The sequence below is a fragment of the Nocardioides sp. AE5 genome, from assembly GCF_031844485.1.
Taxonomy (GTDB): domain Bacteria; phylum Actinomycetota; class Actinomycetes; order Propionibacteriales; family Nocardioidaceae; genus Nocardioides.
This window is the reverse complement of the sequence record NZ_JAUZVI010000007.1, coordinates 151,185-175,910: the sequence shown is the minus strand read 5'-3', so window position 1 is coordinate 175,910 and position 24,726 is coordinate 151,185. Positions and strand designations below refer to the sequence as shown.

Sequence of the window (24,726 nt, the reverse complement as noted above, 5' to 3'; positions counted from 1 at the left end):
CCATGGCGGCCCGAAGCAGTGACGACTCGAGCCCGATGGCGGCAGAGCCGCTCGGCTCTGGGCTGCTGCCGTGCCTGAGCCGTGCCGGTCGGCAAATGCGCGAACGCGCACCCCCGCGGGCGGGGGTGCGCGTCACTGCCTGGGGCCGCGGGATCAGTCGATCCGGGCCAGTTCCGTCGGCCCGGCGGCGATGCTGGCACGGATGGTCTCGATCGCATCCCGTCGCTGCCTGAGCACCGGCACTGCCGAGTCATCGGCCGCCTCGATGGCCTTGTCAAGCTCCGCGATCTCCTGCTCGAGTCGCTCACCGGCCTCGTCGATGGTGAGCAGGTCCTGCTCGTCCCAGTCGGACTCGCCGAGGATCTGGTGTTCCTCCATCATGTTCTCCTCACTTCACTCGGGGAAAGCGGAAGAGCTCGCGCGCGTTCGTCTCCACGATCTTCTCCACCTCATCATTCGGGACCTCACGCATCATCTCGGTGACGACCTTGCGGCTGTTGGGCCAGTAGGAGTCCGAGTGCGGGTAGTCGCACTCCCAGGTGAGTCGGTCGACACCAATCGCGTTCCGGTTGTCCACGCCGTACTCATCCACGATGAAACATCCCCAGATGTTGCTGTGGAAGAGCTCAGACGGACGGACCGTCTGGTGCACGTTCTGATAGAAACGGTGGCGCTCCCAGGTGGCGTCCGCACGCTCCAGCAACCACGGGATCCAGCCGACACCGCCCTCGGAGAGGGATACCTTCAGGTTGGGGTGCTTGTGGAAGACCGGCGAGAAGAGCAGATCCGCCATCGCCGCCATCGAGTTCGTGCCCATCAATGTGGTCATCACGGCCATCGGTGCGTCATCCGCGGTCAGGGTCACCTGACCCGAGGTCCCGAAGTGGAGACACGTGACGATCTCCCGCTCCGCGAGTTCGGCGAAGAGCGGGTCCCAGTGCGCCGAGTGGAAGGACGGATGCCCGAGCTTCGCCGGGTTCTCCGGGAACGAGACGGCCCGGATGTCTCGGTCCTCGACCCGCTTGAGCTCGGCTATGGACTGTTCGATGTCCCAGTGCGGCAGGATGATCATCGGGATGAATCGGTCCGGGTACGGCGCACACCATTCGTCGAGCACGTAGTCGTTCCAGGCCTGGGTGCACAGCAGGGCGAGTTCACGATCCTCCAGCGTGCCGAACAAGGTGCCGGCGAAGCGCGGGAAGGAAGGGAACAGGGCGGCCGCCTGCACGCCGTCCAGGTCCATGTCCTGCACGCGGGCCTTCGGGTCGTAGCAGCCCGGGATCATCTCGTCGAACCGGACGGGGTCAGTGCCGATCTCTTCCCGCGGCTTGCCGGCGACGGCGTTGAGGCCGAGCTGGGCATAGACCTTGTCCTCGAGCATCCAGACCTGATTGCCCTTGGTGACCTTCTGGCCGAAGCCGTACTGGTCGGTCTCCTCGCCGGTCGCTTCGACGATGCGCGGACCGCGATCGCGAAGCTTCTGCGGAAGGCGGTCGCGCCACACGTTGGGCCGCTCGATCAAGTGGTCGTCGACCGAGACGAGTTGGACGTGGTCTTCCAGGGGCATGGGGATTTCCCTTTCTGGTTGGTGATCGTTGGGTCAGATTTGGGTCTTGCTCTCATCACTGTGGGAGGAGTGCCTCAGGGCACCCCATCCCGGCTCCGGCGCGTCCCACGGAAGCGCCGCATGTTCCTCGAGCAGCCGATCCAGCGCTCCGGCGACGTCGTCGGGGAACGGCACGGACCGGCGCGTGGACAGGTCGACACTGACCACCACGGTCCGCAGCAGGCTGGCTGTGCGCATCCTGCTCTGGTCCACCACGAAGGCGGCCATCAGCACTGCTCGCTCCGAGCGATCCAGGATCCGCGTATGGACAGTCAGTCTGGCGCCTTGGCGCACCTCGTGGAGGTAGGCCAGGTGGTGCTCGGCGGTGAACACGCCCTTCCCTGTCCGGGAACGCCTCTCGTCGGTGAGGCCGCACCCGACGAGCAGCTCGTGAGCGCCGTGCGCCGCCAACTCGACCACGTGGTGGACGCTCAGGTGGTCATTGCCATCGATCCGCTCCGCCCCCACCGTCACGGAGGCCGAGGTCGGCAGTCGCCGCACCTGTTCCAGGGTCGGCACCCTCATCGAATCCACCGGCCCGGGCGACATCACAGGTTCTGCATGACGTTGCGGCCACCGATGAGCATCGCGATCGCCACGCCTATGCCCGTGACGGCCGTCATCACCAGTGCCATCGCCGCCACCACCGGGAACATGCCGTTGGTCCAGTAGTCGTAGAGCAGTGTGCCCATGACCTGCACCGTTGGGGCGCGCACCAGGAGGGAGGCCGAGAACTCGTGGGTGAGCATCACGAAGATGATCGCCCCAGCACCCGCGATGCTGCCACGCAACAACGGCATCAGGATCCGCAGGCCGGTCTGGAAGGGACTGGCGCCACATGTCCTCGAGGCAGCGATATAGGTGTCTCCGAGCGCGATCAGTCCGGACAACAGGGTCCGGGTGGCGAAGGGGAGCATCAATGTCGCATAGACGAGCACCATCACCCACGTGGTCCCGTAGAGGATGAACGGCCCGGTGGTGTAGGCGAGGAGGAACCCGACACCGAAGACCACCGCGGGAACCCCCAGCGGCAGCGCGACGATCACGTCGAGCAGCCACCGCAGGACTCGGTTGTGCTGGTTGCGCACCATCACCAAGGCGGCGACGAAGCCCACCGGAAGGATCAGGAGCGCGGCGCCCAACGACGCCACGATGCTGGTCCGGATCGCGTCCACGATGCGATCGTCGGTCAGCACTGTCTTGATGTTGTCCAGCGTGAAGGTGTCCGGAGTGCCCGTCCAGTAGGGAGAGAGGGCCACCACCACCAGCGCGAGCAGGGGCAACAGGGTCGAGACCAGGAAATAGAATCCCACCGCCAACACCGCCCAGACGGAAGGCTTGCCCGCCGAGCGGAATCCCTTGCCCCCGTGCGTGACGAAGCGCCCTTGATCGCCCAGCGCCACTCGCTGGGCCACGATCACGACGAGTCCGACGACCAGGAGCGGCGATCCGATCGCTGCCGCCGCGCCGTAGTCGATCGGAGAGCTCGCGGTGAACATGAGCATCCACGTCGCCACCACATCGATCCCCGAATTCGCTCCCAACAGCAGTGGTGCCGTGAACTGTCCGATGCCCAGCAGGAACGAGACACCGATGCCCTGGATGAGGGAGGGGCGGAGCAGGGGGAACACGATGGTGAAGAAAGCCCGGGTGCCCCGGGCGCCGTTGGTGTGCGCGGCCTCCACATGGTCAGCGCTCACGTTCTGCATGCCCGTGCTGACGAAGAGGAAGACGAAGGCTGTGAGTGCGAATCCGGTGATCAGCACGATCCACCAGAACGAGTAGACGTCAACCGGGCCGGAGTCCAGGTCGTTCCACCAGGGGAGCTTGCGCATCAGCGAGTTCAGGAAGCCTGGTCGCGGCGAGAGCAGGAAGGTCCAGCCCAGCACCACGGCGACCATGGGCATCACGATCGGCAACAGCGGCAGCACCCGCATCCACTGCAGCCATGACGGCAGTCGGGTGACGGCCCAGGCGAGCCCGGTCCCCAGGACTGTCGCGATCAGGGTCGATGCCCCGGCGAGCAGGATCGTGTCCCAGATGACCTGGCCGACGCCATCGGTGTTGAAGGCCACGTCATAGCCGCGGCCACCGTCTTCGACCGCGCGCTGCTGGAGCATGACCAGCGGCCAGACGACGAAGTAGGCCAGGACCGCCACGAAGGCTGCCAGCGGCAGTTTGCGCAACCACTTGCTCACCAGCCCACGACCACTGGTTCGCGGCCCGACCGACTGTGGCGGGGCCGGAGCCGCCTCCTCCCGGATGGGGGCGTCGACGCTCATGATGCGACCACGACCTTCGCGCGCTTGCCCAGCGCCTCGCCATCCTCACCGTAGAGCCGCGCGTCCTCGGTGCGGAAGCTCACGTTGACGGCGTCACCGCTGGAGAGCCCGCGCTCCCAGCCGCCGGGCGCCCCTGCGGGGATCCGCGCATGGATCCGGCGCTCCCCGATGCTCACCATCAGGTCCAGGTGACTGCCGCCGTACGTCGCGTCGGCCACGACGGCGGGCACGTTGCTGGCTCCTTCGACACCCATCCCGGCGGGCGAGAGCGAGAGATCACCCGGGCGGAGCCTGAGCGTGGCGCGGCCCGGCGCCCCGGCCAGTATGGAGCGGCCCACGACCTCGACTCCATTGACGACTTCGGCACCGTCGTGGACCTCGACGTCGAGGGCATTGGTCAGGCCGATGAAGTCCGCGACGTAGTCGGAGCGCGGCTGCTCGTAGACCTCCTGGGGAGTGCCGAGCTGCTCGATCTTCCCGCTCTTCATGATCGCCATCCGGCTGCCCAGGGCCAGGGCCTCGGACTGGTCGTGGGTCACGAACACCCCGGTGAAGCCGAGGGCCCTGTGCAACTCGTGCAGTTGCGAGCGCACGGCGTCCCTCAGACGTGTGTCGAGGTTCGACAGCGGCTCGTCGAAGAGGACCAGGTCGGGTCGCGCGACCAGGCCTCGCGCCAGCGCGACGCGCTGCTGCTGCCCACCGGAGAGCTGGCCCGGATACCGGTCCAGCAGTTGCGCACAGTCGACGAGCTCGGCAGCCTCCTCGACCCATCCCTCCGCGATCTTCGCCTTGAGACCGCGGCGGCGCAGCGGGTATTCGATGTTCTTGCGCACGGTCATGTGCGGCCACAACGCATAGGACTGGAAGACGACGCCGATGCTGCGGCGCTCGGGAGGCACGTTGACGCCACGCGCCGCGTCGAAGACCGCGGTCCCATCGAAGTCGATGGTGCCGAGATCCGGGTTCTCCAGGCCGGCAATGCACCTGAGGGTCGTCGTCTTCCCGCAGCCGCTCGGGCCCAGGAGGACCAGGAGCTCACCATCCTGGATCTCGAGGTCAAGGTCGTTTATCACGGTGACCCGCTTGCGCGCCTTGTAGCTCTTGGTCAGGTTGTTGATGGTCAGTGCGGTCATGACATTGATCCTTGGGTACGTGGATTGCCGGCCTGGAGGCAGGTCACTTCATCAGTGACTTGAAGCGGGAACGGAAATCGCTGACCTCCGTGGCATCCGGATAGCTCTCCACCAGCGAGACGCTGTCGAAGGAGGCTGCCGCGCCTTCGACGTCGTTGCGCGGAGTGCCGTACTTCGGCTCGGTGAACGCCACCTGGCCGTCGTGGGAGAGGACGAAGTCCATGAAGAGCTGCGCAGCGTTGGGGTTCGGCGCCGTCTTCATCACACCGCCGTAGGACCGCACACCCCAGGCGTCCTCAGGCACGACGTACTCGACCGGCGCGCCGGCCGCCTTCTCGTCGACCATCAGCTGGGTGTAGGGGCTGGCCGCAACCTCGCCGGAGGCGATCGCCTGCATCATCGCCGCCGTCGAGGAATAGATCCGTGGCGACTGGGCCGCCAGCTTCTCGACGTAGTCGACCCCTTCGACGGCCTCGAGGTGCTGGTAGAACTGCACAATCGACGGCGAGACATCGGGGTCCGGAAGGCCGATCTTCCCGTTGGACAGGCTTGGGTCCAGCAGGTCCGCGAAGGTGGCGAGATCCTTGCTGACGAGATCAGTGTTCCACGACAGCGCCGCGATGAACGCGTGCGTGGCGGCCCACGTCTTCTCCGGCGCGTTGACCGCCGCGTTGTAGGCATCCTCGTCGACCGCGGGGCCCTTGAGCTCGGTGACCGCGTCCGGGTGACTCTCGGTCCACAACTGGTCCGAGGTGATGAAGACGTCGGCAATGCCCTTGTTGATGTTCAACTCGGTCTCGATCTTGGGCAGTAGTTCACTGTCGATGCCCCGGACCAGGGTCACGTCGACGCCGTACTTGTCGGTGAACGCCTTGATGAGCTCCTCTGACGGCACGGTGCCGGCCGAGGTGTACAGGGTCAACGATCCCTCGTCCTTGGCAGCTTGGACGATGCCGTCCCAGTCATCTGCCAGGACGCCTGGTTCGTCGCTTCCTCCACATGCCGCCAGGGTGGCGGTCAGGACGAGGGCCGAGATCCCTCCAACGATGCTGCGCATTTTCACGATTCGAGCTCCTCGAACTATCAGGGCGGACCCCGGGCGGACCGGTGATCCGCGCCACACGGACAAGTGGAGCGTAAACATCATGATGAATAAAGTCAACGGGTGGCGCAATATTTCCTCATGATGTTTAAATGGCGCTTCCTACGACACCAGGAGAACCCATGCGAATCGGCCTCTCTGCCTACAACCTCAGCGCTCCGGACGTCTTGGCCCTGGCCCAGGACGCCGACGCGGCAGGCTTCGACATCCTCTGGCTCGGCGAGCACATCCTTGCTCCGAAGGGCTATGAGACCAGCCACCCACGAAGCAGCGCGGCGTTCCAGCAGCACAGTTTCCCCCACGCGGATCCGAGCGTGAAGCTGGTCGATCCCCTGGTCACCCTGGGCGCGGCCGGCGCCGTCACCAACCAGATCCACTTGGCCACCGGCGTCTTCGTGGCACCGCTGCGACACCCGCTGATGGTTGCTCGCACCGTTGCCACCGCCCAAGAGGTCTGCGGCGGTCGTCTGGTCCTGGGGCTCGGCGCCGGATGGCTCGAGGAGGAGTTCGCAGCGCTGGACGTGCCGTTCAAGGGCCGCTTCCGCAGGCTCGAGGAAGGCGTCGAGATCCTCCGCGACGCGTTGGCGGGCGGCTGGGTCGAGCGGGACAGCGCGGACTACGCCTTCGCACCGGTCCAGATCACTCAGGCTCCGGTCCCGGTCCCGGTCGTGATGGGCGGCAACTCGCCGGCGGCCATCCGCCGCGCCGTACGGATGGCGGACGGGTGGTTCAGCAGCGGCACGCCCACCCTGGAGGAGGCACTGGCCCTGCGTGAGTTGCTCCGGTCGGAGTCCGAGGCTGCAGGCCGGACCACCCCCCTGCGCACCTGGTTCCGGGTGCCGGGCGCCGATCCGGTGAACCTGTCACGATGGGCGGACGAGGGATTCGAGGACGTGGTGGTGTGGGCCAACCAGGTCTGGCCCGAGGCCGCCACAGACCGGGCGGCCGTGATCGCGCAACACGCTCGAGCGCTGGGCATCAATCCGTCCTGACCCGTGCTCGGCGGCCCCACAACCGCCCGCGCCAACAGGCGATCAGGGCCACGAGTGTCGGCAGGCCCGTCACCAGGACGGCGAGGTGCACCGTCGACAGGTCGGTGACCAATCCGACCACCACGGCTGCAACGGGACGCGCGCCCACGAAACCCACCATCCACAGGGCCATCACCCGTCCCCGGAGGTAGTCGGGCGTGTGCAGTTGGATCGCCGTCGCAACAGCAGTGGAGACGACGGTGAACCCGGCACCGACGAAGGCGAATCCCACCATCACCGCGACGGCCCAGGGCAAGAGCGCCGCCAGGAGCGCACCGCAGGTGACCAGGGCGAGCCCGAGCATGGTGAAGCGCTCCGGCGCCACCCGTGCCGTGAGGGTCCCCAGGCCGATCAGACCGAGGATGGCTCCGATCCCGAACCCCGAGGTCAGCACCCCGACCATCGTGGTGCCGCCCCCGAGCGCGTCTGCCAGGGCAGGGGCCAGGGTCAGGGTCGGCTCGGAAGCGAACCCGACTGCCGCCACGGCGCACAGCAACAGCCGGACGGTTCGGTCCCCCAGCACGTACCGAACCCCCGCGGCCACGGAGAAGTCGACCTCCTCCGTCCGGACCACGCGCGCAGGGATCCGAATCGCGGCCAGCGCGGCCAGGAAGACCAGGTGACCGGTGCTCGCCATCAGGAAGCCGGCAGTGACGCTCACCTCGCTCACCAGCAGGGCACCGACCATCGGCCCGAGGAAGCGAGCGATGGTGACCGGCGCGGAGTTCAGGGCCATCGCGGCGGGCAACTCCTCACGGGTCACCAGTTCCGGCACCACCGAGTGCATCGCCGGACCTCCGACGACGAATCCGAGACCGAGCAGGAGTGACGCGGCCAGCACGGCAGCGGCGGCGGACCAGCCGGTCGGGGCGGCCAGCCAGTAGACCAAGCCGATGCCGATGGTTGCCACGGCCGACATGAGCCGCCCGAGCAAGAGCTGCGCCTTCACGTTTCCCCGGTCGGCCCAGGTGCCGGCCATGGGGGTGAACACCAACTGCGGGGTGAACTGCACGACTGCGACGAGGCCGACCGCAAACGTGGATCCGGTGGCGACGTACACCGCGATCGCGGCCACGACGCTGTGGGTCCAGACCGCGGTCACGGAGAAGAACTTGCCCCAGGTGAGCAACCCGAAGTCGCGGTCGAACAGCAGACCGACCATGCCCCTGGCCCGTTCCTGGGGGGCAGAACCGGCGCTCTCACCGGTCACCGCAGATGCGCCACGCATGGCAGGCGCGGGCAGCTGTCCGACCCGGGGCTCGACGGTCATCCGCTGTGCCCTTGCCTGCCTTCGACCTCGTCATAGCCGATCAGCAGGCGATCCAGGAGGTCCATCAGCGTGCGGACCTCCTGGTCGTCGAGGTCCTGGACCACTTCGCGCAGGATCTGCTGACGGTTGTGCGTTGCCCTGCCCAGAGCGGCCTCCCCCGACGAGGAGAGCTCGAGCTGGGCCCGCCGCTGGTCCTGGGCACAGGCCCTGCGCTCGAGGAATCCGCCCTGAATCGCTGCCGCAACTGCCCGGCTGGCCGTCGACTGTTCGACCTCCAGCTCCCTGGCAACGTCGTTCACCGAGGCCGGCTCGTCCGCGTTCGCCCGGCGCTCCACCGCACGCAGCACCCGCAACGTGCTCATCCCCGGGCCGGTGCCCACGCCATCAAGGATCCGGGCGCGATAGCCCGGGCGCTGGGCTGCCTTCAGCAACCGGACGATCAGGACGTCGAGGTGGTGCAGGTCGTGATCCACGAAACATGTGTACCACATGCATCTATGTTGGCCAAGGGCGCCCCAGGGGGAGGGGGGATCTCAGCGCATCATCACGCGAACCGTCTCTGCCACGCAGGCCGGCTTGTCCTCCCCGTCGATCTCGATCGTGTAGCGGATGACGCCTTGGGTTCCGACCGCGATGTCGACCACGGAGACCAGGTCCGCGACGGCGCGGATCCGTGCGCCGGCACGGACCGGTTGGGGGAAGCGCACCTTGTTCACGCCGTAGTTGATCGCCATGCTCAGGCCCTCGACCCGAAAGATGCCGCCGCCCAGCCTGGGGATGAGCGACAGGGTCAGGTACCCGTGCGCGATCGTGGCCCCGTAGGGGCCCCGCGCCGCCTTGGCACTGTCCACATGGATCCACTGCCAGTCCTCGGTGACGTCGGCGAAGGCGTCGATCCGCGCTTGGGTGATCTGGAACCAGTCCCCTGCGCCCAACCGTTCACCGTCCGCCGCCCGAAAGGCGTCGAGGTCCTCGAAGATCCTCATCCGCGTGACTCTCCCGAGATGGTGCTGTTGTCTCGTGCCCGGGCGACGAGGTCAGGGATGATGCCGCCCAGCTCCGCGACCTCCCAACGGCCCTGCTTGACCGCTCGCGGGCCCTTGACCCAGGTCTCGGCCACGGCGATCTCGCCACCCTTGATGGTCAGCACCCGGCCGGTGATCCCGGCACTGTCCGGGCTTGCCAACCACACCGCGAGCGGCGCGATGTTGGCGGGCGAGCCGACATCGAACCCGGCTTCCTCGCTGTCCTTGCGGACCTTGTCCACGTAGGCGGTCAAGCCCGCGGTCATGTCGGTCAGGGCCGTTGGCGCGATCGCGTTCACCCCCACCCCCAGGCGCGACAGTTCGTCGGCGGTGATCACCGTGAAGGAGGCGATCCCGGCCTTCGCAGCCCCATAGTTCGACTGCCCCACGTTGCCGAAGAGTCCCGAGGGGGACGAGGTGTTCACGACTCGGGGATCGGGAATCGGCGTGCCTGCCTTGTCCCGGGCTCGCCAGTACGCCGCGGCGCTGCGGGTGACCAGGAAGGTGCCCCGCAGGTGGACCTTGATGACCGCATCCCACTCGGCCGGATCCATGTTCACCACCATCCGGTCACGCAGGATGCCCGCGTTGTTGACCACCGCGTGCAGGGCACCGAAGTGGTTCACGGCTCCATCCACCAGGGCCTGCGCCCCGTCGGGTTCGGAGACGTCGTGGGTGTCCGCCAGGGCGTCACCGCCCATTCCCTCGATCTCCTCGACGACCTGTCGCGGTGAGTCGACGTCGTTCACCACGACCCGGGCGCCCTGGCGCGCGAACTCGAGGGCGTGCTCCCGCCCGATGCCGGCACCGGCCCCGGTGACGATCACCACTCGGCCTTCACTGATTCCCATGTTCCTGCCTCGTCTGTCGTAGGTGTGGCGTCACTGGCGTACGGCGGCAAGATCCGACCGGAGCACGCGTCGCAGCAACTTGCCGGTCTCGTTGTAGGGAAGTTCGGGCCGGACGTGGATCGCCTCCGGGACCCGCGTGGACCGCAGTTCCGCCCGGACCCACTCACGCAACTCGATCGGGTCGATCACTGCTCCCTCGGCCGGCACGACGAATGCCTCGACACGCTCGCCCCATTCGGTGTCGGGGACACCGATCACCGCCGCCTCGGCGACCGTGCCATGGGCGGCCAGACGTTCCTCGATCTCCACTGGGGACAGGTTCTCCCCTCCCCTGACGATCACGTCGTCGGCGCGGCCCTGGAGGAAGAGGAAGCCCTCGGCATCGAGACAACCGTGGTCGCGGGTGGGATACCAGCCGTCTGCGTCGATGGCACTGTGCGAGAGGTATTCACCCGAGACCTGATCCCCTCGGACCCAGATCTCGCCCGGCTCCCCAGCAGCGACCGCAGCACCGTCGGCGTCCCTGACCTGGATCTCGACGCTGGGCAGCGCCTTGCCCACCGAGCCCAACCGGGCCCGCACCGCAGGATCGTCACTCGCCGCTGCCTCACGATGGTCTGCGGGAGTGAGCAGGGTGATGGTGGAACTGGTCTCCGTGAGGCCGTAGGCATTGACGAGGTCCACGTGGGGCAGCAGTTCCATGGTCCGGGCCACCACGCTGGCGGGCATCCGACCGCCCCCGTAGGACAGATGCCGGAGAGCCGGCAACCCGTGTCCGTCCGCCTCGACCAGGTCGAGGATGCGGTTGAGCATGGTCGGCACGACCATCGCCTGGGTGACCGACTCCGAACGCGCCACCTCCACCCAGGACTCTGCCGTGAAGGCCTCGAGCTGGACCATGCGGCGTCCCGCATAGACCGAGGTGAGGACCGAGCTGACCGCGGCGATGTGGTACGGCGGCACGGAGACCAGGATCGCCTCCTCCGGGTCTGCGCTGAGGAACTCCACCGTTTCCAGGACATACGGCACGAGATGACGGTGCCGCAGGATCGCCGCCTTTGGCGTCCCGCTCGTGCCACTGGTGAAGAGCAGGACACCCGGATCCTCGGGCTCTGCGGGCGTCGCCACGGCGGCTGGATCGGCCTGTGCGGGAAGCGGCATGGTCTGCTCGGCGAACGAGATCCGCTGCTCGTTGGCACTGTCACTCACCACGACCACCGGGGCGATCCGCCCGACGGCCTCCGCGATCTGGGCGTCCGTCCACCGATAGTTGATCGGCGCGTACGGGACGCCGGCCAACGCGGAGCCGAACATGAGCGCCACCGCATCCGGGGAGTTCGCACCGAGGTAGGCCACCGCGCCGGACTGCACCGAGGCGATCTGGCCGGCCATCTGGGCGGCCCGGTCCCGGAGACCGGCATAGGAGACATCGACACCGGCACACGTGACGGCGACCCGGTCCGGGTCACCCTCAGCGGCCAGCTCCAGCAACATGGTCAGATTCATGACACGCCGATCAGTCGGAGGAAGGCAGTTGCTTGGTCTCCACGGGCACGAGGGCCTCTCCCCCGATGGACAGGGTTCCCGCACCAGCCTTGACGCAGAGCACCTGCAGGCCCGATCCCTGGTGGGCATATCGCTTGCCCAGGATCGTGCCGTGGGCGAGCTCGGCAACAGGACCCGTGGTGCCACGGTCGGCAGCGCTACCGACCATGGGGAGGCCGCCGCATTCGAGCACGACATCGGCGCCGCGGACCACCATCACCTCGGTGGCGCACGTCGCGCTGAGCATTCTGCTTCCAGTCTTCACTGGGGTTCTCCTCGTTCGCGTTTTCACAGGGGTCATCAGGAACCACCGACCGTCCGGGTCGGCGGAAGTTCATTTCGGACTGCCCGATGGGCAGCTCAGGCCTCGCCACCCACCGTCAGCAGGGCCCGACGGGCCAGCGGGCCGACCATCTCCCCGCGCTGGAGCATCCGCGGATCGGTGGACTCACCTCGCACCGCCCTCGCATACAGTTGCTGCAGGATCACCACGGTCTTCCAGCATCCGAAGGCCTCATACCAGGCGATGTCGGCAAGGTCGAGGGCACTACGCGTCGCATACCGCTCGATCGCTTCCGCCCTGGACGGCAGGTCGAGCGCGCGGTTGGCCGAGGCAGCAATGAAGGCTCGCGGGTCCGCGGCGTCGAGGCCATGTTCGGGCCAATAGTTGAGCAGTGTTCCGAAGTCGGCCAGCACGTCGCCCGTGGTTGCCATGTCCCAGTCGAACACGGAGTGCACGCGGTCAGGGTCCCCGGGAGCGAACTGGCAGTTGTCCACCTTGTAGTCGTTGTGCACGATGCCCGGACGCTGACTGCCCGGACGCCCGCCGGTCAGCCGATGGGCAACCTCACGGACGATCCGATTCGTTTCCGCCGCGTCGGGCAGATCGGAGTAGTCCTGCACCGCATCCCAACGACGCTGCCAGCCCGCAAGCTGCCGCTCGAGATAGCCCTCCGGCCGACCGAGCTCGGCCAGGCCGCAGGCCTCGGGGTCGACAGCGTGCAGGTCGACCAGGGCGTCGATGACGGACAGGCCGACCCGTTGCGCGGCGTCGGCATCGGCCGAGACCGTGGCCGGAACGTGGTCCCACACGACCACGCCCTCGCGATATTCCGAGACGAAGAACTCGGCGCCGATCACGGCCGGGTCGGCGCAGTGGAGGAAGGCCCGTGGAGCACGGTCATAGACGCGATGGAGGCGCGACAGCACCCGGTGCTCGCGCTCCATGTCGTGGCTTCCCTTCGCGAGCTTGCCGAAGGGAGGACGCCGCACCACCAGATGGGTCTCGCCGACCGTGACCCGATAGGTCAGGTTCGCGGATCCTCGGGGGAACTGGAGCACCGAGAGATCGCCGCTCAGTCCTGGCAGGTGCTCGCGCAGATATGCCTCGAGCCGATCCCAGGGCAACTCCTCTCCCGCCCGCACGGGTGCCACATCAGCGGTCATGTTCCCTGACTCGGCAGCCACGATGCCTCCCTCGTTCGACGACCTCGGCGAGGTCCTTGAAACAGGAGATTAATTCATCATGAGGAATAAGGCAAGGTGGTCGATCGGCGGAGGGTTCAGTAGAAGTCAGGGACAGCTACCCGGTCGGGATCCAGCTTGACGTCGATCAACACCGGCCGATTGCGGCGCGGCAGCTCCTCCAGAGCCACGTCCAGCTCGGCCAGGTTGCGCGCCGTGTAGCCCTTGCCACCCAGGGAATCCGCCACCGCGGCGAATTCGGGCCAATCGAACGTGGTGCGCACCGGATCCATCTGCTTTCTCCGCATCTGGATGTGCTCGGCGCCGTAGGCCCCGTCGTTGAAGACGACGACGACCAGGTCGAGCCCATGGCGCACCGCGGTGTTGAACTCCGCCAAGCCACCGAGCATGAAGCCACCGTCCCCGGTCACCAACAAGGTCGGCTTGCCCGACCCTTGGGCGGCTCCGATGGCGTGACCCATGCCCAGGCCGATCGAACCGAAGTTGATGGTGTGCACGTAGTCCTTCGGGTGCCGCACATGGAACATGTGCAGGCACTGCATGATGAACCGTCCACCGTCGAAGACAAGGGTCTTCTCAGCAGGGAAGGCCGCTTCGAGCCGGAGGATCGCGCTGCGGTGATCAACCGAGTGCTCCGTGCTCTGGTCGACGAAATCCGCGTCACTTCGCTTCGTCAGTCTCTCCGCCAGTCCCGGCGAGGCGAACCCGGTCGGCTTCACCTCCGCCTCGTCCAGCATGGTCACCAGGGCATCGGCAACGACTCCGGCGTCGCCGTGCACTGCAGCCTCTACGGCCTGGAAGCGGCCCAGCGCGGCTCGTTCGGAATCGACCTGGACCACTGCCCGCCCCTCCAGCATGGAGCCTTGCGCCGTGGTCCACTTGTTGAGGCTCGCCCCGAAGGCCACGATGCAGTCCGCGGCCAGGATCGTCTCCAGGGCGATCTCATGGGAGAGGGTCCCGCAGATGCCCAGGTCGTGAGGCTCGCCGCGGAACAGGTCACGGGCGCGGAACGTCGTGGCCAAGGGGGCCCCGACTCGCTGGGCCAGGCGGATGAGCGCCTCCTTGGCCTCCGGTTCCTGCGCACCGCGCCCCGCTAGGATGACGGGACGCTTCGCGGAGGCGATGATGCCGGCCGCCTCGTCCAGGGCATCTCCCGTCGGCGCGAGTGGCGCCGGCGCCACCCATCGCGGGCCTGCCTGGGGGCGATAGTCGATCTCCTGCCACTGGAAGTCGACCGGGATGTTGAGGACGATCGGACGGAGCTCCGTCACGGCGCGCCGTACCGCCGTCGCCAGGTCTTCCCCGATCGTGTCGGGCGTGCGGACCTGCTCGAAGCCGGCTCCGGTCGGGATCACCACGTCTCGCTGCGCGATGTTCTGGAAGTTGTCACGGTCGGCCGCGGCGGTGTCACCGGCGAGCAGCAACAGCGGCGTTCGCTCCCGCGCGGCCTCCACCAGGGCCGTGACCGTATTCGTCAGCGCTGGTCCGTGGGTCACCGTGGCCACCCCGAGCCGCCCTGTCGCCTGGGCATATCCGTGCGCTGCGAGCACCGCCCCGGCCTCGTTGGAGGTGGAGATGAAGACTCCGCCGTGGAGCCGGACGAAGGCATCCGTGAGGTAGAGGTTGGCATCACCCATCAGGCCGAACACCGTGGTGATCCCGTGATCGGTCATGGCGCGCGCCACTGCTTCGTGGAACAACATCGGGAAAGCTCCTGTCTGTCAGTGGCCGCCGCCTCACTCGAGGACAGTCAAAGCCATTCGATGGGTCCGGTGACCAGGTCCTTCAACTGCTCCTGGCTGGTGGCGATCACCTGGCGCAGGTGCTCGTCCATCAGCCCGGCGGCCAGGTCTCGATTGCCGGCTTGGATCGCGCTCGCCAGCCTGATGTGGTCGTCGACCAGGGCCTTGCGGATGCTCCTGGGGTCACCCACCGTCGCGATGTGGTGGCCGACGATCAGTCCATAGGACCGGAAGGTCACCTCCAGGACCTTGTTGTCGGCCAATGAGGCCACCGCACTGTGGAACCCACCATGCCCCTGGACGTACACCTCGAGGTCTTGGTGTTCGTCCATGTGCGCATCCCCGTCCAGATAGGGAGCCATCACCCGGGTCCGCAGGTCAGCATCCTCATTGCCGGCGGCGAGGCGGGCCAAGGTCGACTCCGCCAGCACCCATGCATCGAACAGCTCCTGATAAGTGGCGCCGGCAAGGTGGAAGAAGAGTGCCTGCATCCGGCCGAGGTTCGCCGGGTCCACCGTGCCCACCACGGGTCCCCCACCGGGGCCTCGACGGATGGAGATCATGCCCTGCACCTCGAGCAGCCGTAGCCCCTCACGCAGTGACTCACGGCTGACGCCGTACTTCTTGAGCATGTCCGATTCGGACTCCAGCGAATCGCCGGGATTCAGCTGGCGGGTCCGGATGTCACGAACGAGGCTCCGGGCCAGCACCTCTGAAGCCTTGAGGGGGCGGAGCACCGAGCCGCGGTGCTCGATGGGGATGCCTGGATAATCGGTCGTTGCGCTCGGGGCGTTGGCCTCGTCCACTGGTGCCTCACTATCTGGATGCGATGAGTTGTGCGGTGGACATCGCTGCCCCCGAGAGAGTGCATGCTGGGCGTGTTCCGGTCCCGGCCGGTCCAGTCCGAGGGTGACTCAGTCCACGGCCAAGGTAGAATCTCATGATATTTCTGGCAACACTGAGTCTCGCACCGACTCCCACCGGGCGCTCGCCTGCAGCACCCGATCAGCGAGGAAGTGCTCGTCCCCGATCAGGACGGCATTGCTGCGCGCCTTGCGGAAGTGAAGGTGCGCAGGGTGCTCCCAACTGAAACCGATGCCGCCGTGGACCTGGACGTTCTCGGCGCTCACATGCAGGGCGGCCTCCGACGCCTTGAGCAGAGCCATGGCCGCGGTCACGCGCAGTTGGTCCGGAGCCTCGACGACGCTCCACATCGCATGCTCCACGAGCGACCTCGCCTGGTCGGTGATCGTGGCCATGTTCGCGAGCTCGTGCTTGAGGCCCTGGAAGGAGCCGATGATCCGACCGAACTGCTCCCGCTCCATGGCGTAGCCGACCGCGTCGGCCAATGCCTTCTCCGCAACCCCCAACTGCTCACAGGCGAGTGCGGCCGCGGCAAGATCCACCACGGTGTCGAACAACTCGTCGCCATCCGCCAGTCGGATGGCCGCGGCATCGACCAGCCGCACCCGGGCGAGGCGTCGTACGAGATCGAGGCTCTCGGTCTGCTCGACGACCGCCCCGCTGAGGTCCACGGCGCACAGTCCCGGCCCGTCCGGGCCCTGCACCCGTGCCACGAGCACCTCCGCATCGACGGCATCGAGGGCCACCTCGAGCGTGCCGCTCACCGTGGTCTCCTCGCCCGCGCTGGCGGCAAGCCTTCCGTGGAAGGCGATCCCACCAATGGTCGCGCCACTGGCCAGGCCCCGCGCCCAAGCGGCGACGGCCGGTTCGGAGCCTGAGCGGAGCACCGCCTCGAGCGCCAGCCAGGACCCGAGCAGCGGGATCGCCAGCAGATGAGCACCTTGTGCGTGGAGGACCACCGACATCTCACCGAACGTCGCGCCGCTGCCACCCACACGCTCCGGCGCGGTGAGCCCGGTGACCCCCAGCTCCTCGGTCAGCTTCGTCCAGAGCGCCTCGTCGAGGTGTCCGGCCGCACAGGCATCGGCGCGGTGCACCACCTCGGATTCGGGACTGGTCCGGCCCAGGAGTGATTCGAGGACGTCGGCGAACTCCTCGCGCACGCCGGCGACCTCCGGATCGTCCAGGATCACGATGCGTCCTCGACCGGAATCCCAGAGAGGACCTCGGCATACTTGGCCCGGGCCTGCTCGTCGAGGCGCACACCGTGTTGGGAGGGGAAGAGATCGGGCGCCGCCTCGACCCCTCGGAACAGCTGCTTGGCAACCTGTTGCTTGTGCAGCTCGGTGGCGCCATCGGCGATCGCCATGTGGAAGCTCTCCAGCACGTACTTCCCCAGTGGCATCTCGGTGGAGATGCCGAGCGAGCCGTGGACCTGCAGTGCCCTCCCGGCCACATCGCGGAGCACCTGGGGCATCGCCATCTTCACGCCCGCGATGTCCTTGATGACCGTCTTGTAGTCCTGGTGCTTGTCGATCTTCCACGCAGTGCGCAACACCAACAGCCGGAACTGCTCGAGTTGGACCCACGACTCCGCGACCATGTCCTGCACCATCTGCAGGTCGGCCAGCCGGGCCCCGCGCGTCTGACGCGAGACGGCGCGCTCCAACATCATGTCCAGTGCCTTCCGGACCAACGCCACGGTCCGCATCGCATGGTGGATCCGCCCGCCACCCAGTCGGACCTGGGCCACCTTGAAGCCCTCGCCCTCCCCGCCGAGCAGGTGGTCGGCCGGGATCCGGACGTCGTTGTAGCGCACATAAGCGTGGGTGCCTTCGGCGCTGGCGTGACCGGTGACGCCGACGTTGCGGACGATCTCGATCCCGGGAGTGTCGGCCGGAACGATGAACATCGAGGCCCGCCTGTGACGCTCCGCGTCGGGATCGGTGACGGCCATCAGGACCAGGAAGGACGCGAATCGTGCGTTCGAGGAGAACCACTTCTCGCCGTTCACCACGTAATGGTCGCCGTCACGAACGGCTCGGCAGGTGAATCCGGTCGGGTCGGAGCCACCGGCGGGCTCGGTCATCGAGAAACAGGAGGCGATCTCACCTTCGAGGAGGGGCTTGAGGTAACGCTCCTTGAGTTCGTCGGAGCCGAAGTGGGCCAGCACCTCGGCATTGCCCGAGTCCGGCGCCTGGGTCCCGAAGACCACGGGGCCGCTGAGGGTGGTGCCGATGCGCTCGTTGAGGAGTGCCAGTTTGAGCTGCCCATACCCGGGTCCCCCCAACTCGGGGCCGAGGTGGCATGCCCAGAGCTCCCGCTCGCGCACCTGGGCCTGCAAGGGCCTGATCAGGGCGTTGCGAACGGGATCCCTCATGTCGAGGGGGTGGTCGTACAGCCGGTCGGCGGGTTCGACCTCGTCGCGGATGAACTCCTCCACCCAGTCCAGCTTCGCCTGGTAGTCCGGGTCGGTCTCGAAATCCCACGCCATGCCTAGCTCCTCCACAAGTGCTGATTCAGATGATTTGAGGTCCGCCCGTGCCGGCGCGGACGCGATTGGGGCGCCATCGGGCACCCGGCGCAACGAGGCCCCTCAGGCCGTCGCCAACTCCCAGTTGGGCAGGACGATCCCACCGGGCAGCTCCTCGAACACCACGCGCACCGGAGTCCCCACCGCCACCTCGGGGCGCCCCGGCAGGTGTCCGACGAACCGGATGGCGGGCGCGTCGTCGTCGGCCGGGTCCACATCGACCAGGACCACCGTGTACGGCGCGGGGAAGTGAGGGTTGATCTGGTGCTCGACCACGGTCCACGTGTGAACGCGACCGCGTTGCGGCAGGTCTCGCCATCCAAGGTCCTGCCCCAGACAGGTCCGGCACCGCGGGCGCGGCGGCTGCTGCAGGCTTCCGCAGGCGGCGCACGCCTGCACCACCAGACGATGCTCGGTTGCAGCGGCGAAGAACCCGCCCGTCTCCGGGTCATCCATCACCGGCAGCAGCCGTTCGACCATCGGAGTTCCTTCCATCATTCCCCCACCAACAACAGCGCACTCGTGCCCGGTGGCGGCGCCGAGGTGACCAGGGAGACCCGCGCACCGTCGACCTGACTGGTCGAGGTTCCCCTGATCTGACGCACACCCTCGAGGATGTGGTTCATCCCGTGGATGTAGGACTCCGAAAGTTGTCCGCCCGCCGTGTTGACCGGCAGTGCTCCCGCCAGGTCCAGCGCACCACTCGTGACGAAGTCACTCGCCTCCTCCGGGCGACAGAACCCGTAGTCGGCCAGTTGCACGAGGAGGGTGATCGTGAAGCAGTCGTAGAACTGCGCGACGTCCACATCCGCAGGTCTCAGGCCTGCTCGTGCGTAGAGCAGCTCGGCCGCCGTACGCGACGGCAGCTCGGTGAGGGACTCGCCCATCAGCACCGGATACATCTGGCCGGGGCCAACCCGGACTCCGGTGGCCTGGGTGACCGAGCGGATCAGGGCCGGCGGCTGCGCCAGGTCCCGGGCCCGTTCCGCGGTGGTCACCACCACGGCGGCACCCCCGTCGTTCTCCAGGCAGAAGTCGAAGAGCCGGAGGGGATCGGCGATCTTGCGGGCCGAGTAGTAGTCGTCCTCGGTCATCGTGCGGTCGTACATCAGCGCGGCCGGGTTCGCGTTCGCCCGTCGACGACAGACCATGGCGATCTCCGCCAGAGCCTGCGGGGTGAGACCGTTGACCTCCATGTGCCGGCGGGCCAGCATCGCGAAAAACTGGCCGGGCGACGTCATCCCCCAGGGCGAGAACAGCTCCAGGTACGTCGAGTTGCCCCCGACTCCTCCTTCGACGTGCACTCCCTTGCCGAGGCGTCGACCGGAGCGGCCGTTGAGCGCACGGTAGACGAGGACTGTGGTGGCCAGTCCGCTGCGGATGGCGGCAACGGCCTGACCCACCATCGCGCAGGGCGCGGCGCCGCCGGCTCCGGTCTGGCCCCAGTAGCGGAGGTCGTCGATGCCCAGGGTGTCGGCCAACGCGGCCTGGGACACCTCGTCATAGTCGCTACGCACCATCCCGTCGATGTCGTCGACCTCGAGGCCGGCATCCCGAACTGCGGCGAGTGCGGCCTCGGCGGCCAATGCCGTGACACTCACGCCGGAGGCCTTCGTGTAGGCCGTCGCACCGATCCCGGCGATGGCACAGGCGTCGGGCACCCAGGCGTTCTCGTGATCAGCCACGAGCACCACCCCCGACCTCGGCGAGCACCGAAGCGCTGTGCTCCCCCAGTCGAGGGGGCGTGCCCGGCCGCCCGTTGCCGTAGGAGAACCGGTAGGGACTGGCCGGGAAGAGGGCATCGCCCCCGGTCGGCAGCTCCACCTCGACGAAGAAATCGCGCTCCTGCAGGTGCACGTTCTCGAAGAGCTCCTCGGGGGCGAACACCGGACCCAGCGGAAGGCCGCGACGCTGCGCCTCCTCGTACACCGTCGTCGAGTCCTGCATCAGGAAGAACGACTCCATGATGTTCTGGATGTATCCGAAGTTCTCCTGACGACAGGAGAGTGCCAGATACTTCTCCTCGCCCAGGTCGAGGGCCAGGCCGAGAGTGTCCAACCACTCCACCAGGGTGGTCCAGGTCCGAGCATCGCTGAGGATCAGGGCGAAGTAGACACTCACGCCGTCGGCACACTCGAAGAGGGCTGGCTGAGTGGGCGATGGCTGGGCGTGACGGCACGTCTGTCGCTGCAGCAGGACGCGAGGATAGAACCAGTAGGGGTTGGCCAGTTCGCCACTCACCGCGATCGCCTCGTGCATCGAGACATCGACCAACTGGCCCAGGCCGGTTGCCTGGCGTTCGAGAAGCGCCAGCAGGAGCCCGGAGTGGCCGAAGCTGGCGGCGATCTGGAAGCCTTGGTTGCCGCCAGGGCGGATCGGCGGGATCTCATGGTCGTCGTAGCCGCAACTCATCAGCGGTCCGCCGGCGGCGAGGCCGACCAGGTCGCTGGTCCGCCAATCACGCCATGGCCCGGTCAGGCCGAAGGGCGAGATGGACAGGAGCACCAAACCCGGATGACGCTCCCCGATCTCCTCGAGATCGAGTCCGGAATGGGCCAGCTCCGCCGGCCCGTCCGTGGTGATGAGCACGTCGGCCGAGGCGATGAGGGCATCGCGGGTGGCGTGGTCGTCGGGGTCCACCACGACGCTCTGCTTGCCGGTGTTGTAGCTCCAGAAGTGGAGGCTGCCGTCGGGGTTCGTGGGGTCGTCATTGGCGAACGGCCCGACCCGACGCCCCGGGACACCGCCCGGCGGCTCGACCTTGATCACCTCTGCGCCCTCGTCTGCCAGCAGCTTCCCGACGATCTCGCCCTGGGTGCCGTGCCCCAGCTCGACGACCCGCAGACCGCTGTAGGTCAGCTCTCCAGTGGGTCCGTCCCACACCTCAGATCACTCCTTCGTCAGCCAGGTCCGCGACCTCGTCCTCGGAGAGACCGAGGATGTGGCGATAGACGTGGTCGTTGTCCTCGCCGAGCAACGGTGCCGACCTCCAGTTCTGCTGGACCGATCGGGAGAACTTGATCGGGGTGCCCTCGAACCGTGCCTGGCCGATCACCGGGTGGTCCATCTCGAAGAACGTCCCGCGCTCGGCGAGCTGTGGGTCCACCTCGTTGAGGTCCTGGGCATTCTGGGCAGCTCCCGCCGCCACGCCGGCCGCTTGGAGCACCTCCATCACCTCGTGTGGCGTCTTGTCCCGGGTCCATGCGGACACGTGGACGTCGAGGGCATCCTGGTTGGCCTGTCGCGCCGCCTGGGTTCGGAACTCCTCGGCCATGGCCCACTCCGGCTCACCCAGCACTCGGACGAAGCGCTCCCAGTCGTCCTGTCCGAGGACCGCGATGGCGACCCATCGGTCCTCGCCGGCAGCCGGATAGACGCCGTGCGGCGCGGCACCGGACCCTGGCAGCCTGTTCCCATAGGGGAAGTCCGCCCGGCGGGTGACTGCCTTGTTGACCGACACGTCCAGCAGGTCGGGGCCCAGCATGCTGATCCCCACCTCGACCGCGGAGACGTCGATCTCCGCTCCGAGGCCGGTCTTGTTCCTGCGCAGGATGGCCATCAGCAGGGCGGCGGAGTTGTAGTAGGCCGCCTGGTTGTCCATGTAGGACAGGCCCCAGCCCGAGGGCTCACGGCCGGGCAGCCCGCTGATGAACGAGAGACCACTGACCGCTTGGACGATGGGACCGTAACTCTTGAAGTGGGCGTGGGGGCCGGAGTGGCCGAAGCCGCTCATCCGCCCGTAGATGACACCTGGGGAGAGTTCCTCGAGTCGCTCATAGGTCAAGCCCCAACGCTCCATCACGCCCGGCGCGAAATTCTCCGTGACCACGCTCGAGGCGGCGATGAGCCGGTCGACCAGTTCACTGCCCCGCTTGGTCTTCATGTCGACGGTGATGCCGAGTTTGTTGCGCGAGTAGTTGTTGTGCAAGCCACCCCGGTTCGGGTCGGCGTCGGCAAGCTCCTCGCCATAGTTGCGTGCCTCCCCCTTGTAGATCGGCAGCAGTCGTGGCCGGTCGATGCGTCGGCGGTTCTCGATCTTGATCACCTCGGCGCCGAAGTCGCCCAGGAGACGGGTGGCCACCGAGCCGACCCCCATCCAGCAGAAGTCCGCGACCCGGATTCCCGCCAGCGGCCCCACCCGGGGCACTGGGCGACGATCATCGTCCGGCAGAGGCTCGGCCCCGACTGCACTCGACACGGTCTCCTCGATTCCTGTCTCGGCTCCACGGCTCGCTGGCTTGTCGGTCCGGGCGCTCATGACATCGCCGTCCGGCCACCGTCCACCGGGAGGACGGTCCCGGTCGTGAAACTCGACAGATCACTGGCGAAGTACAGGGCCGTGCCCACCACCTCACTCGGCTGTCCCGCACGTCCCAGGGGGAAGGCCTTCGCCCGCTCTCGCCAAGCCGGCGTGTACCAGGCTTCCGAGATGTCCGTCAGGAAGGGACCCGCCATGATCGTGTTCACCCGGATCTTCGGTCCGTAGGCCTGGGCCAATCCCTTGGTGAGCGTGTTGAGGCCGGCCTTGGCCGCCGCATAGGGCAGGTCGGTCGTCTTGGGTCGGATCGAGGCGATGCTGCTGACGTTGATCACCGATCCGCCCGCCTCCATGCGCGGTGCCGCGAGTGTCGTCAGCCGGAACGGACCCTTCAGGTTGACGTCGAGGGTCTTGTCGAAGAGCGACTCGGAGAGCGTCTCCAAGGAGTCATAGGTGGGGGCGATGCCGGCGTTGTTGATCAGGACGTCGATGCGACCGAACTCGGCAAGCACTCGGTCCACCAGGGCGTCGCAACCGTCCCAGTCACCGACATGGGCACCCACGCCGATCGCCTTGACCCCGTGCTCCCGGGTGAGTTCCTGGGCCACGGCGGCGCAGGCCGCTTCCTTGCGGCTGGCCACCACGACGTTGGCCCCGGCCGCAGCCAGTGCCCCAGACATCTCCAGGCCGAGGCCACGGCTGCCGCCCGTGACGACAGCAACCTTGCCCTGGAGTGAAATGGTGGTGCTCATCAGGCCTTCTTCTCCTCGTGGCCACCGTTGGAAGCGGTGACCTGCTTGGGGTCGGACGGCAGTCCCAGGTGGCGCTCGGCCACGATGTTGCGTTGGATCTGGTCGGTTCCCCCGGCGATGCGATAGCCCGGAGCGCCCAGCAGATGGGCGGTCCACCCATAGGTTCCGGGCCTGCCGTTGTCGGTGATCAGGTCGGTCCCGAGCAGGTCGCGCGCCAGTTCGGAGACGACCCCGAGCCGGGCCACCCACTGGAGCTTCCGCATCGAGCCCGAAGCTCCCGGCGGCAGACCCGAATCCCGGTCGCGTTGCTCCCTGCGCAGCGAGACCTCCGCGGCACGCTCGCTCAGGTGCACTTCGGCCAGTCGGCGTCGTACGTCGCGGTGGCCCAGGGATCCGGTCCGGTGCGCGAGCTCGAGCAGCTGCTCGAAGCTGCCGCCCACGCCTGCCTTGTTCGAGGCGTTGGCACGCTCGAAGCCGAGCGTCGTCCGGGTGACCGTCCAGCCCTGCCCGGGCTCCCCCATGCGGTACGCATCCGGGATCCGGACGTCGGTCAGGAACACCTCGTTGAAACTGGTGCCACCGGACATCTGCTTGATCTGGCGCACCTCCACACCTGGTGCATCCATCGGCACCAGGAAGGTGGTGAGTCCGGCATGCTTGCCGGCCGTTGGATCGGTGCGGACGATGGCCTGTCCCCACTGGGCGAACTGGGCCCCGGAGGTCCACACCTTCTGCCCGTTGAGCACCCAGTCGTCGCCCTCGCGCACTCCCCGGGTGCCGACCGCGGCCAGGTCTGACCCTGCCCCGGGCTCGGAGAAGAGCTGACAGGCGAGCTGTTCGCCGCTGTGCATACCGGGGAAGAGGAGATCCTTCAGGGCATCGCTCCCGAAGAGGCGGATCGTCGGGGCGATCAGGTTGAGGGTCACCGAGAAGAGCTCGTGACGAGTCAGATCGACCCGCGCGGCCTCCTCCGCCCTGAAGGCGTCGGCGTGCTCCGTGGTCAGCCCGGCCCCGCCGAGTTCGACGGGCCAGGCGATGGCGGCGTACCCGGCGTCGAACTTGGCCCGCTGCCAGTCCCGGAGCTTGTCGAGGACGGCCTTCTCCGCGTCGTGGCTGAGGTTGTGGAAGATCGACACGTCATGAGGCTCACGCACGGAGACGTCGCTCGGGGCGTTGGCGGCCAGCCAGCGCCGCGCCTCTTCGCGGTAGGCCTCCAGAGCCGTCATCGTGCGCCTTGCCTCCTCGAG

24 protein-coding genes are annotated in these 24,726 nt (G+C 67.5%); 1 reads left to right on the top strand and 23 read right to left on the bottom strand.

What is annotated here, in order from left to right; genetic code table 11:
* Positions 1-153: 153 nt before the first annotated feature.
* The 6 genes from Q9R27_RS12165 to Q9R27_RS12140 all read right to left on the bottom strand — a co-directional run bounded on the left by Q9R27_RS12165 (position 154) and on the right by Q9R27_RS12140 (position 6,078).
* Positions 154-378 carry a hypothetical protein gene (locus tag Q9R27_RS12165; protein ID WP_311252645.1) on the bottom strand — a complete coding sequence of 75 codons (225 nt, stop codon included), beginning with the start codon at positions 376-378 and terminating at the stop codon, positions 154-156.
* A 10-nt stretch (positions 379-388) separates the two neighbouring features.
* A complete protein-coding gene (locus Q9R27_RS12160) occupies positions 389-1,567 on the bottom strand; it encodes an amidohydrolase family protein (RefSeq protein WP_311252644.1) in 1,179 nt (392 codons plus the stop codon).
* Between the two features lie 33 nt (positions 1,568-1,600).
* Positions 1,601-2,131: a thioesterase family protein gene (locus Q9R27_RS12155; protein WP_311252643.1), complete on the bottom strand. Its 531-nt coding sequence runs from the start codon at positions 2,129-2,131 to the stop codon at positions 1,601-1,603.
* 23 nt (positions 2,132-2,154) lie between these two features.
* A complete protein-coding gene (locus Q9R27_RS12150) occupies positions 2,155-3,804 on the bottom strand; it encodes an iron ABC transporter permease (protein ID WP_311252642.1) in 1,650 nt (549 codons plus the stop codon).
* Positions 3,805-3,884: 80 nt separating this feature from the next.
* Entirely contained in the window at positions 3,885-5,021 is a 1,137-nt protein-coding gene (locus Q9R27_RS12145; protein ID WP_311252641.1) for an ABC transporter ATP-binding protein, read from the bottom strand.
* A 43-nt stretch (positions 5,022-5,064) separates the two neighbouring features.
* Positions 5,065-6,078: an extracellular solute-binding protein gene (locus Q9R27_RS12140; protein ID WP_311252640.1), complete on the bottom strand. Its 1,014-nt coding sequence runs from the start codon at positions 6,076-6,078 to the stop codon at positions 5,065-5,067.
* Between the two features lie 167 nt (positions 6,079-6,245).
* On the opposite strand from Q9R27_RS12140, the gene Q9R27_RS12135 reads away from it, so the two are divergent.
* Entirely contained in the window at positions 6,246-7,115 is an 870-nt protein-coding gene (locus Q9R27_RS12135) for a TIGR03619 family F420-dependent LLM class oxidoreductase (protein WP_311252639.1), read from the top strand.
* Here the strand turns inward: Q9R27_RS12135 and Q9R27_RS12130 are convergent.
* The 17 genes from Q9R27_RS12130 to Q9R27_RS12050 all read right to left on the bottom strand — a co-directional run bounded on the left by Q9R27_RS12130 (position 7,102) and on the right by Q9R27_RS12050 (position 24,705).
* Positions 7,102-8,424 carry an MFS transporter gene (locus tag Q9R27_RS12130; RefSeq protein WP_311252638.1) on the bottom strand — a complete coding sequence of 441 codons (1,323 nt, stop codon included), beginning with the start codon at positions 8,422-8,424 and terminating at the stop codon, positions 7,102-7,104. The genes Q9R27_RS12135 and Q9R27_RS12130 overlap by 14 nt on opposite strands.
* Positions 8,421-8,897, bottom strand: coding sequence for a MarR family transcriptional regulator (locus Q9R27_RS12125; RefSeq protein ID WP_311252637.1), 477 nt, complete (start codon positions 8,895-8,897; stop codon positions 8,421-8,423). The genes Q9R27_RS12130 and Q9R27_RS12125 overlap by 4 nt, the downstream gene beginning before the upstream one ends.
* Positions 8,898-8,957: 60 nt before the next feature.
* Positions 8,958-9,410 carry a MaoC family dehydratase gene (locus Q9R27_RS12120; protein WP_311252636.1) on the bottom strand — a complete coding sequence of 151 codons (453 nt, stop codon included), beginning with the start codon at positions 9,408-9,410 and terminating at the stop codon, positions 8,958-8,960.
* Positions 9,407-10,300, bottom strand: a complete 894-nt coding sequence (locus Q9R27_RS12115; protein ID WP_311252635.1) for an SDR family NAD(P)-dependent oxidoreductase — start codon at positions 10,298-10,300, stop codon at positions 9,407-9,409. Before Q9R27_RS12115 ends, Q9R27_RS12120 begins: the two co-directional genes overlap by 4 nt.
* 30 nt (positions 10,301-10,330) lie before the next feature.
* Positions 10,331-11,794: an AMP-binding protein gene (locus tag Q9R27_RS12110; protein WP_311252634.1), complete on the bottom strand. Its 1,464-nt coding sequence runs from the start codon at positions 11,792-11,794 to the stop codon at positions 10,331-10,333.
* 22 nt (positions 11,795-11,816) lie between these two features.
* Positions 11,817-12,110, bottom strand: a complete 294-nt coding sequence (locus Q9R27_RS12105; protein WP_311252633.1) for a hypothetical protein — start codon at positions 12,108-12,110, stop codon at positions 11,817-11,819.
* Positions 12,111-12,205: 95 nt separating this feature from the next.
* Positions 12,206-13,312 (bottom strand): phosphotransferase family protein, encoded by a 1,107-nt coding sequence (locus Q9R27_RS12100; protein ID WP_311252632.1) that lies wholly within the window; start codon positions 13,310-13,312, stop codon positions 12,206-12,208.
* Positions 13,313-13,407: 95 nt separating this feature from the next.
* Positions 13,408-15,033, bottom strand: a complete 1,626-nt coding sequence (locus Q9R27_RS12095) for a thiamine pyrophosphate-binding protein (protein WP_311252631.1) — start codon at positions 15,031-15,033, stop codon at positions 13,408-13,410.
* 47 nt (positions 15,034-15,080) lie between these two features.
* Positions 15,081-15,878 (bottom strand): FCD domain-containing protein, encoded by a 798-nt coding sequence (locus tag Q9R27_RS12090; protein ID WP_311252630.1) that lies wholly within the window; start codon positions 15,876-15,878, stop codon positions 15,081-15,083.
* A 132-nt stretch (positions 15,879-16,010) separates the two neighbouring features.
* Positions 16,011-17,129, bottom strand: a complete 1,119-nt coding sequence (locus Q9R27_RS12085; RefSeq protein WP_311252629.1) for an acyl-CoA dehydrogenase family protein — start codon at positions 17,127-17,129, stop codon at positions 16,011-16,013.
* Positions 17,126-18,430: an acyl-CoA dehydrogenase family protein gene (locus tag Q9R27_RS12080; protein ID WP_311252628.1), complete on the bottom strand. Its 1,305-nt coding sequence runs from the start codon at positions 18,428-18,430 to the stop codon at positions 17,126-17,128. The genes Q9R27_RS12085 and Q9R27_RS12080 overlap by 4 nt, the downstream gene beginning before the upstream one ends.
* 102 nt (positions 18,431-18,532) lie before the next feature.
* Positions 18,533-18,949, bottom strand: a complete 417-nt coding sequence (locus Q9R27_RS12075) for an OB-fold domain-containing protein (protein ID WP_311252627.1) — start codon at positions 18,947-18,949, stop codon at positions 18,533-18,535.
* A gap of 14 nt (positions 18,950-18,963) precedes the next feature.
* Complete coding sequence (locus tag Q9R27_RS12070; RefSeq protein ID WP_311252626.1) at positions 18,964-20,154, bottom strand: thiolase C-terminal domain-containing protein; 1,191 nt, start codon at positions 20,152-20,154, stop codon at positions 18,964-18,966.
* Positions 20,147-21,352 (bottom strand): CoA transferase, encoded by a 1,206-nt coding sequence (locus Q9R27_RS12065; RefSeq protein WP_311252625.1) that lies wholly within the window; start codon positions 21,350-21,352, stop codon positions 20,147-20,149. The genes Q9R27_RS12070 and Q9R27_RS12065 overlap by 8 nt, the downstream gene beginning before the upstream one ends.
* Position 21,353: 1 nt before the next feature.
* Positions 21,354-22,727 carry a CoA transferase gene (locus tag Q9R27_RS12060; RefSeq protein ID WP_311252624.1) on the bottom strand — a complete coding sequence of 458 codons (1,374 nt, stop codon included), beginning with the start codon at positions 22,725-22,727 and terminating at the stop codon, positions 21,354-21,356.
* The gene (locus Q9R27_RS12055; protein ID WP_311252623.1) at positions 22,724-23,479 is read right to left on the bottom strand and encodes a glucose 1-dehydrogenase; all 756 of its coding nucleotides are present in this window, start codon (positions 23,477-23,479) and stop codon (positions 22,724-22,726) included. Before Q9R27_RS12055 ends, Q9R27_RS12060 begins: the two co-directional genes overlap by 4 nt.
* Positions 23,479-24,705 (bottom strand): acyl-CoA dehydrogenase family protein, encoded by a 1,227-nt coding sequence (locus tag Q9R27_RS12050; RefSeq protein ID WP_311252622.1) that lies wholly within the window; start codon positions 24,703-24,705, stop codon positions 23,479-23,481. The genes Q9R27_RS12055 and Q9R27_RS12050 overlap by 1 nt, the downstream gene beginning before the upstream one ends.
* Positions 24,706-24,726: the final 21 nt, after the last annotated feature.